The organism is Streptomyces albofaciens JCM 4342, from assembly GCF_008634025.1.
Taxonomy (GTDB): Bacteria; Actinomycetota; Actinomycetes; order Streptomycetales; family Streptomycetaceae; genus Streptomyces; species Streptomyces albofaciens.
This window is the reverse complement of record NZ_PDCM01000001.1, coordinates 199,076-211,973: the sequence shown is the minus strand read 5'-3', so window position 1 is coordinate 211,973 and position 12,898 is coordinate 199,076. Positions and strand designations below refer to the sequence as shown.

Sequence of the window (12,898 nt, the reverse complement as noted above, 5' to 3'; positions counted from 1 at the left end):
GCGAACGGTGAGCCGCACCGGACTGGTGGCAGCGGGCTTCGGCCTCGGAGCAGTCGGCGGTTTCGTCGGTGGCCTGCTCACGGAGCGGGAGCTGCGGACGGCATCGCGCGGTGCGGCGGGCGAGGGAAGTGAGGACCTGTCTTCATGGGCCGTCGGCTCGTACCGCTCACGCTGGACAACCTTCCGGATCTCCCCAAGCGCTGCCGTTCGTGCGTTTTCTGGGAGCTCGACCCCGTCAGCGGGGAGGCCGCGGTAAGAGCGGGCCGTCCCGAACTGGAGAAGGAAGCCTGGATCTCGGCCGTCCTCCTCGAATGGGGCTCCTGCGGCCGCGTCGTCTATGTCGACGACGTTCCGGTCGGGTTCGTGCTGTACGCCCCTCCCGCGTATGTGCCGCGCTCCACGGCCTTTCCCACGAGCCCGGTCTCCCCCGACGCCGTGCAACTCCTGACGGGTTGGCTGACGCCCGGCTATCAGGGGCAGGGCCTGGGCCGGGTGATGGTGCAGACGGTGGCGAAGGACCTCATCCGCCGTGGCTTCAAGGCGCTTGAGGCGTTCGGGGACGCTCGGTGGGAGGAACCCGCGTGTGTGCTCCCCGCCGACCACCTCCTGGCCGTCGGCTTCAAGACGGTACGCCCGCACCCCCGCTTCCCGCGCCTGCGACTGGAGCTGCGCACCACGATCTCCTGGAAGGAAGACGTGGAACTGGCCCTCGACCGTCTCCTGGGCGCAGTGCAGAAGGAGCCCGCCCTACGACCGCTCTGAGGAGCACCCACACAACGCGAACGGGCCCGCCCCCGAGGGGCGGGCCCGTTCGCATGGCATGTGAGGCGAGATCAGGCGAGGAAGTCGCCCAGCTCGCGCTCCAGCGCGGCCTTCGGCTTGGCGCCGACGATGGTCTTCACGACCTCGCCGCCCTGGTAGACGTTCATGGTCGGAATCGACATGACGCCGTACTTGGCGGTGGTCGTCGGGTTCTCGTCGGTGTTCAGCTTGGCGATGACGATCTCGTCGTGCTCGGCGGCGATGGCCTCCAGCGACGGGGCGATCTGGCGGCACGGGCCGCACCAGGTGGCCCAGAAGTCGACGAGTACGGGCTTGTCGCTCTTGAGGACGACCTCTTCGAAGTTGGCGTCCGTCACGGTCACCGTGGCACCGGCCATGGCAATCTCCTTACTGGGTGGGGTTGGGGCGTCGGGGCGGGGTCAGGCGGAAGCGGTCTTCTCCGGCTCGGGCACGTCCTCGCTGTCCGACAGGGCGGCGAGGTGGCGCTCGGCGTCCAGGGCGGCGGAGCACCCGGTGCCGGCGGCGGTGATCGCCTGGCGGTAGGTGTGGTCCACGACGTCGCCGGCGGCGAAGACGCCCGTGAGGTTCGTACGGGTGCTGGGGGACTCCACCTTGAGGTAGCCCTCGTCGTCCAGCTCCAGCTGACCCTTGAACAGCTCCGTCCGCGGGTCGTGGCCGATCGCGATGAACAGACCGGTCACCGGGAGCTCCGAGGTCTCGCCGGACTTCAGGTTGCGCAGTGTCAGACCGGAGAGCTTGTTCTCGCCGTGGATCTCGGCGACCTCGCTGTCCCAGACGAAGCTGATCTTCGGGTCGGCAAAGGCCCGCTCCTGCATCGCCTTGCTCGCCCGCAGCGTGTCACGACGGTGGATGATCGTGACCGACTTGGCGAAGCGGGAGAGGAAGGTGGCCTCCTCCATCGCGGTGTCGCCGCCGCCGACCACGGCGATGTCCTGGTCCTTGAAGAAGAACCCGTCGCAGGTCGCGCACCAGGAGACACCGCGGCCGGACAGCTCGTCCTCGCGGGGCAGGCCCAGCTTGCGGTGCTGCGAACCGGTGGTGACGATCACGGCCTTGGCGCGGTGCACGGTGCCGGCGGTGTCGGTGACGGTCTTGATCTCCCCGGTCAGGTCGACCGCGACCACGTCGTCCGGCACCAGCTCGGCGCCGAAGCGCTCGGCCTGGGCGCGCATGTTGTCCATCAGGTCGGGGCCCATGATGCCGTCGCGGAACCCGGGGAAGTTCTCCACCTCGGTGGTGTTCATCAGCGCGCCACCGGCGGTGACGGCGCCCTCGAAAACCAGCGGCTTCAGGGAGGCACGGGCGGTGTAGAGCGCGGCGGTGTAGCCCGCGGGCCCGGAGCCGATGATGATCACGTTGCGGACGTCGCTCACGGGTGTCTTCCTTGTCTCTGCCGACTGCTTGCTGGGGCTCTCGGTGAACTCTCACCCCACCCAACGGATCCTACGGGGCAGGCATTCCCGGGGTGCCCCGGCGCCCTCGCCGCCGGGTCAGTCTCGCCGGTACGAGTGGCTCAGCAGCACCTTCCCGGGCGCCGGCGGCGACGCCGAGACGCAGGAGGACGCGATGACATAGGCCGAGACGCGGCTGGGGTCGGTGGGGTGCGGCAGAACGACAAGGTACGCGTCCTGGCCCTCGTAAGAGCTGCGGACGGAGGCCAGGGGAGCCTCGGTCCGCCCGGTGCCCTGCTGGACGCAGGAGGGGACGGTGTCCGTCGCGCCGCGCAGCGGGGTGTCGGGGGAACTCTGCGTGCCGACGTCCGGAGTCTTCTTGCTGCCCGAGGAGGTGAGGAGGTCGTGGACGCGGGTTTCCAGGGTGGCGGACGTCAGGGCGGAAGAGGCTCCGGCGCCCTGCTTGGCCGTTTCGGCGTGCTGCTTCTGCGCATCGCTCTGTCCGCTGCCGGAGCTGATGTTCTGGATGATGACTCCGCCGACACTGAGGACCGCCGCAGCAGCCGCGGCACCGAGCAGTGCCCTAGGCCAGCGACGGCTCCGGGAACGGGCGCCGTGTGTCTGACGGCCCGGACCGGTAGCGGCTCGGGGGTGTCCGGCCGGCCGGGAAGCAGGCCCGGAAGGCGATGCGGTCGGCGGTGTTTCGGTTTCACGTGAAACGACTGCGACCGTGACATCCGGTGTTTCACGTGAAACATCGGGGTTCTGGTCCGGGGCCGTCGAGTCGAGCAGCGCTTCGGCCGCCAATGCCGCATCGATGCGCTCCGCCACATCGGTGGGCATGCGAGACGGCCCGGGGAGCGTGCCGAGCAGCCCCCGAATCTCCTCCAGGGAGGCGTATACGTCCTCGCACAGCTCACAGCACGCCAGGTGATCGCGTAGATCAGCGGTGCGGGACGGTGACAGCAGACCGTCCGTGAGCGCGGAGATCTCGGAGACCTCCGGGTGCTCGTCCGTGTCGGTCGTCGAAGTCACGAGCGCCCACCTCCGCCCTTCACGGCATCTGTGTCCTTCGGTCCTGCCGCCTCTGGGACGGATGTCCCCTGCGCCCGGTTCCTTCCCCCGCTGACGGGTCTGCTATCCCCTTCTCCTGAACGCAGATGGGTGAGCATCGGCAGCAACCGCGCCCGGCCCCGCGAACAGCGGCTTTTCACCGTGCCGGTGGGCACGTCCAGGATCTCGGCCGCCTCGGCCACCGGATATCCCTGCATATCAACGAGGACCAGGGCAGCACGTTGTTCCTCGGGCAGAGTGCGCAGCGCTCGGAGCAGCTCCCGGTGCAGGTCCTGCCGCTCGGCCGGTACGGCGGCGGATTCGTGCGGTTCCAGCAGCTGCTCCAGCCGTTCGGTCTCGGCTACCGGGGACGTACGGCGGGAGGCCGCCTTGCGGGCGCGGTCCAGGCAGGCGTTGACCGTGATGCGGTGCAGCCACGTCGTGACGGCCGACTGGCCGCGGAAGGTGTGGGCGGCCCGGTAGGCGGAGACGAGCGCGTCCTGGACGGCGTCCGCGGCCTCTTCCCGGTCGCCGAGGGTGCGGAGGGCCACCGCCCAGAGCCGGTCACGGTGGCGCCGGACCAGCTCGCCGAAGGCGTCGGGGTCGCCGGCCACATGGCGCGCGAGGAGGTCTCCATCGCTCGCCACGTCAGAGCCGCCTGTCTCAGGCCCCACAGGTCCCCCTGCTCGCGCGGTCAGCGGATATGTGGCTCCATTGAAGCCCGCCGCGCTGCGAAAGTAAACGTCGGAGAGGTGCGGAGCCGCGTTACCGGCCAGCATGCGCAGCCTGCGATTGGACCGCTGCGGTGTGCCATCACTTCGGTGCCGTGAAAGGGCGCTTATCGGCTGACTTGCCGAGGTCCGGACAAACTGAAACGATCATGAACGCCGGTGATTCCGCCGGATTCGTTGAATGCGGTCCCGGGTGGACACTGTCGCCCATATATCGCTGTCGGAGAAAGTTTCAGGAGTAGCTTTTCATGAGGAACCTCAAGCGTCTGCTGTTGGTAGTGGTGGCTTCGATAATCGCCCTCGGTGCGATGCCGGGTTCGGCTTCCGCGTATTCGAAGGGCAGCTGCAGCCACCGCAAGACGCTGACCACGAAGACCTACGGCGGGCATGCCACGGTGAAGCTGCTCGTGTACCGGTGCGGCGACGGCCATGACTGGACGATGGCCAGCATGACGTCGAACGGAAGCGACAGCGAGGGTGCGCTTTGGATGGATGTATCCCGTAACGGCGGGAAGACCTGGAAGGGATTGGTTCAGAAGCGTCGGTTCAGTCTCGACGCCGGTGACACTGCTGCGATTGCGAACAACAAGCTTCAGTACGACGGCCCCGGATACTCGGTGCGGGCCTGTGGGTACTTCGGAAACAACAAGGTCTACTGCACCGGCTGGAATTAGACAGCACCGTATTCGCTGGTCGGGCCCTGGCCGGTACATCGGCCAGGGCCCGAAGTCTGTCTTTTCTCGGTAGCTGCGCGGAATTCACCAGGCTGTCCTTGCCGGTCCGTGCGTATCCTCGTTCACAGGCCGGCGAAAGGTATCGAAGGGATCAGCCGTTGACCTTGATTTCCGAGATGCCGCCCCGGTAGCCGCCCGAATCGGAGCTCGGCAGTTCCGTGATGTGAATCAGGACGTAACGCGTCTTTACGGGCTTGTCGAGCTTCACGGACAACGTGTTGCCCGACTTCTCCAGCTTCGACAGGCGCTGCGGGAACGCGCTGAGCGTGGTCGGGTTGGAAGCCGCCGCGTCCGCGGCGAGCACTTCGGTGGTGTGCCCCGGCCGGTACATGCTGACCTCGACGCTGGAGACCTCCTTCACACTCCCCAGGTCGACGACGAGGCCGCTGCCGTCCTTGCGGGGCGAAAGGTTGCCGAAGTTCGCCCAGCCCTTGAACTCACCGGTGATCCAAGCGGTGCCGGGGTCCCCGTCCACAGCGTTCGACGCCGGGTCATGCTGGCTGGCGACGGGCTTGCTGGTGAGCGGCGAGAACTCGGTGACATCGTCGATCGCGATCGGCTTCGGAGCGGGCTTCTTCTGCTGCGTCCCGCTTTCCGGTTGGGTGTTCTCCTGGTTGTTCCGGCCCTCGTCCTGCAACAGAGTGTCCGCCAGCTGCCAGCTCCCGAGTCCCAGCGCCGCGATGAGCAGGCCGGAAACGCACCACTTCAGCGCCCGGCCGGTGCGGCTCTGCAGCGGTGGCGGCGGGGTGGGGACCGGTGCGGTGCGTGCTGACACACCACCGGTGCGCGTCGGCGGCTGGCCGTACGTGCCCTGCTGGTAGCCGGTGCGCTGATAGGGCGGCGGTGAGGTGAAGGACGTCTCCGGCGGTCGGATGCGCGGTATGGCCGTGACGGCCTTCGCCAACTCCTCCGGAGTCGTACAGGCCGGTTCCTGGCGGGACGCGGTGGCACCGTCGTTGACCAGCGCGCGCATGGCCAGCTCGGACAGGCCACGGTGCACGCCGGCCCGTACCTGGTCCGGCGGGATCATGCCGACGTCCTTGGGCAGCCCGGACAGGCCGTACGCGTCGCTCTCGTACGGCCAGCGCTGGGTCAGGGCGGCGTACAGGAGCGCGCCGATCGCCTCGGTGTCCGTGCGCTGCGGATGCTCGCTGGTGATGCCGCGCAGCGCGGCCATCACCGCCAGGCCGCGGATGCGGTACTGCCCGGACTCGGTCCGCAGCACCGAACTCGGGTTGAGCCTGAGATGGGACAGGCCTTCCCGGTGGGCGGCGGCCATGGCCTGGGAGACCTGGCTGACGAGCTGATAGGCGTCGTGCGGTTCGAGCGGCCCGTTCGCGAGCACGGCGGTCAGCTCGGTGGCGTCCGGCAGCCATTCGTGCACGACGTAGACGAGGTCGTTCTCCTCGACGGCGTCCAGGACCTGCACGAAGCGGGGGTCACCGAGCAGCGCGGCGGAGCGGGCGGCGGACAGCACGGGGCGGGCACGTGGGTGGTCCGCGGGCAGGACGTGTACGCCGACGGCACGGCGCAGTTTCTCGTCGACCGCACGCCAGCTGCTGAATCCGTCCAGACGGGTGACGCATTCCTCAAGGCGGTAGCGTCTGGCGAGCTTGTGGCCGCTGTGCAGTTCGGGCGGCTTGGTGTCGGTCACCGCGGCACGCTGATCGCCGGTGCGCGCGGTGTCCTGGTCCGTGCCGGTTACGCTCTCGGCCTCCGCACCGTCGTCCGTGGCCTGTCCCGCCTGGGCGGTCAGCGGTTCCTCACCGCTCGTGTCGGCCACGTCGACGGCAGCCGTGCTCCGTTCCGCCACCGTCGTTCCTGCCTCCCCATCCGTTGCAGGCTCTCCGAGCCAAGACAATTGTGCCCACAGTCCGCCACTATGCACGACACACGGTTGCGGCCGATGGTTGTGCCCGCTCAGCGCCCCAGCTTCGCGCGCACCATGCCGACCATGGCGTTCATCTCTTCGACCCGCATCCGCTTCGCGGCGAGGAAGAAGACGGCGATCAGTGTGACACCGCCGCCGACCAAGGCGGCCAGGGAACCGGCGACGCCGCTGCCGAGGGCCATGGTGATTCCGTATGCGGCCGCGCCGCCGACCAGAGCGGCGGGCACACAGGCCCCGGCGAGGCGGGCGTACGTACGAATGACGTGCGGCCCGTCCAGATCGCCGCCCAGCCGTGTGCGCAGTCGTCGCCAGGCGACGCCGACACCGACGGCGTAGGCCAGTCCATAGGCCGCGGCGAGACCCACCACGACCCATCGGGCCGGCAGGAGCAGGAAGCACAGACCGGAGACCGCGGCGTTGACGGCTGCCACGATCACGGTGTTGAAGAACGGCGTGCGGGTGTCCTCGTAGGCGTAGAAACCGCGCAGGATGACGTACTGCGCGGAGTACGGAATGAGGCCCAGACCGAACGCCATGATCACGTAACCGATGTTGGTGGCACCGGCGCCCGCGCTGGAGAACATCAGCGTCGCCATGGGGACACCGAGCGCCAGGAACGCGAAGGCGCACGGCACGATGGCCACCGCCGAGGTGCGCAGACCGTAGGAGATGTCGTCGCGTACGGCGGTGACGTCCCCGTCGTGGGCGGCCCGGGAGATGCGCGGCAGGACGGCGGTCATGACCGAGACGGTGATGATCGCCTGCGGCATCTGCCACAGCTGGAGGGCGTAGTTGTAGGCGGTGATACCCGTGCCGGAGTGGCCCTGGCCCTCGGCGACCGAGCCGGCCCAGGTGGCGATCTGGGTCACCACGACCAGGCCGAGCTGGTTGGCGAGCACGAAGAAGAAGGTCCACTTGGCCAGCCGCGCGGCCTTCCCCAGCCCGTGGCCGCGCCAGTCGAAGCGCGGGCGGAGCCGGAAACCGGCGTCCCGGAGGTAGGGGAACATGGCGAGCGCCTGCACGGTCAGACCGAGCAGCGTGCCGATACCGAGCAGCCGGACCGCGTCGGCGGAGACGTTGCCCGCGCTCACACCGCTCTGCGAGAAGTTGCCGAAGACCCAGATGAAGGCGCCGAACGTGGCGATCACGATGATGTTGTTGAGGACCGGGGTCCACATCATCGCGCCGAACCGGCCGCGGGCGTTGAGGATCTGCCCCAGCACCACGTGCACGCCCATGAAGAACATGGTCGGCAGGCAGTAGCGGGCGAAGGCGACCGCCACGTCCATCTGCTCGGGATCGGAGGCGATCTTCGGCGACATCAGGCCGATGAAGACCGGGGCCGCCAGCACACAGACCGTGGTGATGCCCGCCATCAGCACGGTGACCAGCGTCAGCAGGCGGTTGGCGTAGGCCTCGCCGCCGTCCTCGTCGTTCTTCATGGCCCGCACGAGCTGCGGGATGAACACCGCGTTCAGGGCGCCGCCGCCGACGAGGATGTAGATCATCGTCGGGAGGGTGTTGGCGACCTGGTAGGAGTCGTTGAGGGTGCCGACGCCGATCGCCGCGGCGATGACGAGGTTGCGGACGAAGCCCAGGATGCGAGAGACCAGCGTGCCCGCGGCCATCACCGCACTGGACTTCAGCAGCGACGACGCGCGTCCTCCGGAGCGCTTGGCGGGAGCCGCGGGCTCCGGGGCGGGGGTCGGCGGCTGCTCCGGTACGGAGGTGGCCTGCGGCACCGGCTCCTGCTGCGGCGTCATCGGACGCTGTTGCGGCTCGTACGGCTGCTGCTGGTCCCGGTACAGATGAGCGAAGGCGTCCGGTTCCCGGCGTTCGTCGGAGGCCTGCGAGATCAGGTCGTCCACGCCCACGAACTGCGTCGTGGCGGCGTCGTCGCCGTACGGCAGATGCCGCGTCGGGCCCTGCGGCTCGGGTGGCGGTGGCGGGGCCCACACCTGTGGGTCAGGGGTGTGCTGGGGAGCTGGCGGCTGCTGGTAGAGCGGGTGCGGGGCCTGCCCGGGAGGCGGCGGGGGGTGCGCGGACCGGTCGTAGAAGACGTCGTTGACCGGATCCTGAGCCGTGGGGTCCTGGGACCGGTAGGGATCGTTGGCGTACGCGTCGTGCACATACGGGTCATGGGGCTGCTGCCCCTGGGGCGTCGGCGGTCCCTGACCCGCGGGGGTGTCGTGCGCACCCCTGCCGCGGTCACCGTCGTACGGCGCATTCATCGCTGCCCCACCTCATCCGTCGCCGGCCATCCGGCCCCGCCATCTATCAACGGTCCACTTTCTCACCTGAGCCGGACCCGTCCGTGCTTTCCGAACCGGTGTCCGGCTCGCGGTCACCCGGCTGCTCCGGCTCGTCACCGTCCGTACCGCCGTCTCCGTTGCCGTCCCCGGCCCCGCCGTCACCGTCGGTCCCGTCGCCGTCGCGCCCCACCGCGGCGCGCTTGCGCTGGAGGTAGATGCGGACACCGGCGAGGACGAGCAGCAGGACGCCGCCCGCGATGACCAGCATGATCGTCGAGGTGATCTCGGTGACGTTGACCTGGAAGGTCATCGGCCGGCCGTACGGTTTGCCGTCCGAGGTGTAGAGCTGCGCCGTCACCTGCACGGGGCCGTTGGCGTTCGCCGTCGTGTCGAACTTGAACGACTGGCTGTGGCCGCCGTCGACCGTGATCTCCTGCGGCTCGCCCGTGTCGAGCCGGTTGGGCTGCGAGGAGGTGAGCTCCAGCGTCAGTCCCTTGACGCCCTGGACCAGGTTGTTCTGCACCGTCACCGGAATCGTCGCGCTGCGTCCGGAGAGCGTCGCGGGAGACTTCTGGATCAGCTGCACGTTCTTCGTCAGACCGTCGAGGTACGTCCGCACAGAGCTGCGGAAGGCCGCGGCGCCCGCTTCGTCGTTCCGCCACTCGGTGGACATCTCCCGCATGATGGCGTTGCCGAACGGCGTCACCACGCGCGGGGGCTGGGACAGCACGGGCGCGAAGTCGTCCAGCGCGGTCTGGGTGTCCTGGATCTCTTCGAAGGCCTCGGTCGGGAGTTCCTGCTTGCGCAGTGAGGCCGGGTACTCGCCGGCGCCCGGCACCTCGCGGTTGGCCCCGGGGTCGGGCGCGGCCTTGGCGGCACCCGCCAGGTTCAGCGGCTCGGCCCAGCGGCCCGGCACCAGGTTCTTGACGCCCGCGGCCATCGCCTGGGCCTGGGTGACCGACGGCGTGCGCTGCGGCGCGACGACGATGTTGCGCTGCCGTCCGGGCTCCTGGCCATTGATCATCAGGCTCTGGGCGAGGAACTGCTGGATGGCCAGCGTGGAGTTCTCGGCCTTGGCCAGGTCGCCCTCGAACGCCGTGGACAGCCCGGCGTCGGCGACGATGGCGGTGTTGCCGCCGCCGATCGGACGGGCCGCCGTCGGGCTGTAGGAGAGGCTCTTCTCCTGGAGGCTGTCGCTGCGGGCGATGATGTTGTGGGCGCCACCGGAGGTGGCGACATCGACGATCGAGGAATCGACGGCGCCTTCGGCGGGCCAGGCGAAGTCCGTACGCGGTTTGATGCCCAGGACCGTCTCCACGGTCTTGGCTGCCAGCGTCGTGGCGGGGCCGAGGTGCGCGAGGGCGCTGGGGACCTCTTTACCGCGGTGCGCGAGCGAGGCCAGGTCGGGGTCGGCGAAGGGCAGCGCGATGACCTCGTGGGTCTTCACCGCCTCCTCCATCTGCTTCAGCCACTGCTTGGCGACCGCCTGGTTCTTGCCCGCCGTGGGTCCGTTCGGCCCTTCGACCTTGTACGTCCTGGTCATCGCGTCGACGGAGGCGAGCACGTCGGGATCGATGACGAAGGTGACGGGGAGGTCCTTGCCGAGCGCCACGAGCTGCTGGAGCCGCCCACCGGGAGCGATCTCCGATGCCAGGTTGTCGTTGCGGAAGACCGGTGTCTGCTCCGCGTCGGCGTCGGTCTCCGCGGTCAGGTGTGTGGAGGAGATCAGCGGCCACAGGTACGTGAGCTGCGTCTTCTTCCCCACGTCGGAGTTCTGCCAGGGCAGGAACGTCCGCTTGATGCCGAGCACCTGCTCGTAGGAGGCGCCCTGGGACCGGCCGGATACGGAGACGCCGAGCTGGTAGACGCCGTCGTCACCGAGATCGAGGTCCTTGACCGGAACGTGGAGGGTGAAGGTGCGGCTGACGCCCGGGTCCAGCTTGTCGATCTTCTGGGTGCGGTTCTCGATCTCCTGACCGTCGGCTCCGGGGGAGAAACCCGTGCGCTTGGCGGCCGTGTCGATGGCGCTGCGGCTGTTGAGGGCGGGGCCTCGCCGCAGACCCACGTGCGCGTCGGTGATCGGTGTGTTGCTGCCGTTGGTGAGCGTCCCGGAGACGGTGAGGGTGTCGTCCTTCTTCGGCGCGCTGGGGGTCAGCGCGTCGACGGAGACATTGACGGTGCGGGGGCCGGCGGCACGGGCTTCGGGGGCGGCCGGAATCTGCGTCATCCCGGCCAGCAGCGGCACACCGGCGACCAGCGCCGCGACCCGGCGGAACCACCGACGGCGCGGCCGTTCACTCCCTTGGAACCCTGCCGCCTCGGCCACGCGTTCGCCCGTCCCTCGTCGTCGTCAGTGGTCGTCGGAATGTGCGTCCACGCATGGTAACGAGACCCGCTGGGGGGAAGTGCTGGGGACCGGTCCACAAGATCGCTCGGCGGTCGGGCGGGTGGGGAGCTTGGCCCCTTTTCCCGCGCTGCGCGGCGCCGCCGCCGACGGGACGCCGCGCGCGACGCGGCCACGTACCCTGTTCTGTTGTGCCGAACGCCAACAATGACTTCCCCGCCCCGCAGCCCGAGCGGACCCCGCAGTCGACGGACGCGCTGAACCAGGTCCAGCGCCGTGCCGTCGGAGAACTGTTGCGGGTGTCCCCCGTCGCGGACGATCTGGCCCGCCGTTTCCAGGAGGCCGGGTTCACGCTTGCCCTGGTCGGCGGCTCGGTACGGGATGCCCTGCTCGGCCGGCTCGGCAACGACCTCGACTTCACCACCGATGCCCGCCCCGAGGACGTACTGAAGATCGTCCGACCGTGGGCGGACGCGGTGTGGGAGGTCGGCATCGCCTTCGGCACCGTCGGCTGCAAGAAGGACTCGTTCGACATCGAGGTCACCACCTACCGCTCCGAGGCGTACGACCGGACCTCGCGCAAGCCCGAGGTGTCCTACGGCGACTCCATCGAGCAGGACCTGGTGCGCCGGGACTTCACGGTGAACGCGATGGCGGTGGCACTGCCGCAGAAGGAGTTCATCGACCCGCACAGCGGCCTGGAGGACCTGGCGGCCCGTGTCCTGCGGACGCCGGGAACGCCGGAGGAGTCCTTCTCCGACGACCCGCTGCGGATGATGCGAGCCGCCCGGTTCGCCGCCCAGCTGGACTTCGAGGTGGCCGACGACGTCGTCTCCGCGATGAAGGCCATGGCCGAGCGCATCGACATCGTCTCCGCCGAGCGGGTGCGGGACGAGCTGAACAAGCTGCTTCTCGGCGCCCACCCGCGCAAGGGCCTCAAGCTGCTGGTCGACACCGGACTCGCCGACCGGGTGCTGCCGGAGCTGCCCGCGCTGCGTCTGGAACGTGACGAACATCACCGTCACAAGGACGTCTACGAGCACTCGCTCACGGTGCTTGAGCAGGCCATCGACCTCGAAGAGGACGGTCCCGACCTGGTGCTGCGGCTGGCGGCGCTGCTGCACGACATCGGCAAGCCCAGGACGCGCCGTTTCGAGAGCGACGGCCGGGTCTCCTTCCACCACCACGAGGTGGTGGGAGCGAAGATGACCAAGAAGCGGATGACCGCGCTGAAGTACTCCAACGACCTGGTCAAGGACGTCTCGCGGCTGGTGGAGCTGCACCTTCGCTTCCATGGCTACGGCACGGGCGAGTGGACCGACTCGGCGGTCCGCCGGTATGTGCGGGACGCCGGCCCGCAGTTGCAGCGCCTGCACAAGTTGACGCGTTCGGACTGCACCACCCGCAACAAGCGCAAGGCCAACGCCCTCTCCCGTGCCTATGACGGGCTGGAGGAGCGCATCGCGCGGCTGCAGGAGCAGGAGGAGCTGGACTCGATCCGGCCGGATCTGAACGGCAACGACATCATGCAGGTCCTCGACATCGCGCCCGGCCCGGAGGTCGGTAAGGCGTACAAGCACCTGCTCGAACTGCGACTGGAGAACGGCCCGATGGAGCGGGAAGAGGCCGTCGCCGCTCTGCGGGAGTGGTGGGCCGCGCAGCAGTGAGTCGTTGTTTCACGTGAAACACGATGGTGGG

General features: G+C 69.0%; 10 protein-coding genes. 3 read left to right on the top strand and 7 right to left on the bottom strand.

Features of this window, described 5'->3' with window-relative positions:
- Positions 1-144 precede the first annotated feature (144 nt).
- Positions 145-762 (top strand): GNAT family N-acetyltransferase, encoded by a 618-nt coding sequence (locus CP973_RS01085; RefSeq protein ID WP_003978871.1) that lies wholly within the window; start codon positions 145-147, stop codon positions 760-762.
- 71 nt (positions 763-833) lie between these two features.
- Here CP973_RS01085 and trxA read toward each other — a convergent pair whose 3' ends face one another.
- The 4 genes from trxA to sigM form a co-directional block, all read right to left on the bottom strand.
- On the bottom strand, positions 834-1,160 hold the full coding sequence (trxA, locus tag CP973_RS01080; protein ID WP_003978872.1) for a thioredoxin: 327 nt from the start codon (positions 1,158-1,160) through the stop codon (positions 834-836).
- Positions 1,161-1,202: 42 nt separating this feature from the next.
- The gene (gene trxB, locus CP973_RS01075; RefSeq protein ID WP_150236755.1) at positions 1,203-2,177 is read right to left on the bottom strand and encodes a thioredoxin-disulfide reductase; all 975 of its coding nucleotides are present in this window, start codon (positions 2,175-2,177) and stop codon (positions 1,203-1,205) included.
- A 117-nt stretch (positions 2,178-2,294) separates the two neighbouring features.
- The gene (locus tag CP973_RS01070) at positions 2,295-3,230 is read right to left on the bottom strand and encodes an anti-sigma factor family protein (RefSeq protein WP_150236753.1); all 936 of its coding nucleotides are present in this window, start codon (positions 3,228-3,230) and stop codon (positions 2,295-2,297) included.
- Positions 3,227-3,922, bottom strand: a complete 696-nt coding sequence (gene sigM, locus CP973_RS01065) for an RNA polymerase sigma factor SigM (protein WP_150236751.1) — start codon at positions 3,920-3,922, stop codon at positions 3,227-3,229. The genes CP973_RS01070 and sigM overlap by 4 nt, the downstream gene beginning before the upstream one ends.
- Before the next feature lie 305 nt (positions 3,923-4,227).
- Between sigM and CP973_RS01060 the strand changes: the two genes are divergently transcribed.
- Complete coding sequence (locus tag CP973_RS01060) at positions 4,228-4,653, top strand: hypothetical protein (protein ID WP_150236748.1); 426 nt, start codon at positions 4,228-4,230, stop codon at positions 4,651-4,653.
- Between the two features lie 151 nt (positions 4,654-4,804).
- Here the strand turns inward: CP973_RS01060 and CP973_RS01055 are convergent, their stop codons facing one another.
- The 3 genes from CP973_RS01055 to CP973_RS01045 form a co-directional block, all read right to left on the bottom strand.
- On the bottom strand, positions 4,805-6,526 hold the full coding sequence (locus CP973_RS01055; protein WP_150236746.1) for a protein kinase family protein: 1,722 nt from the start codon (positions 6,524-6,526) through the stop codon (positions 4,805-4,807).
- Positions 6,527-6,633: 107 nt separating this feature from the next.
- Positions 6,634-8,835, bottom strand: coding sequence for a murein biosynthesis integral membrane protein MurJ (murJ, locus tag CP973_RS01050; protein ID WP_150236744.1), 2,202 nt, complete (start codon positions 8,833-8,835; stop codon positions 6,634-6,636).
- 46 nt (positions 8,836-8,881) lie between these two features.
- Entirely contained in the window at positions 8,882-11,182 is a 2,301-nt protein-coding gene (locus tag CP973_RS01045; protein ID WP_167538251.1) for a DUF6049 family protein, read from the bottom strand.
- Positions 11,183-11,391: 209 nt separating this feature from the next.
- Between CP973_RS01045 and CP973_RS01040 the strand changes: the two genes are divergently transcribed.
- Positions 11,392-12,867, top strand: a complete 1,476-nt coding sequence (locus tag CP973_RS01040; protein WP_150236742.1) for a CCA tRNA nucleotidyltransferase — start codon at positions 11,392-11,394, stop codon at positions 12,865-12,867.
- The last annotated feature ends 31 nt before the right edge of the window (positions 12,868-12,898 follow it).

Bases quoted from the DNA above. Each gene is read 5' to 3' on its own strand.
- trxA (WP_003978872.1), bottom strand. From the start codon at position 1,160: ATGGCCGGTGCCACGGTGACCGTGACGGACGCCAACTTCGAAGAGGTC.
- murJ (WP_150236744.1), bottom strand. From the start codon at position 8,835: ATGAATGCGCCGTACGACGGTGACCGCGGCAGGGGTGCGCACGACACC.
- CP973_RS01060 (WP_150236748.1), top strand. From the start codon at position 4,228: ATGAGGAACCTCAAGCGTCTGCTGTTGGTAGTGGTGGCTTCGATAATC.
- CP973_RS01085 (WP_003978871.1), top strand. From the start codon at position 145: ATGGGCCGTCGGCTCGTACCGCTCACGCTGGACAACCTTCCGGATCTC.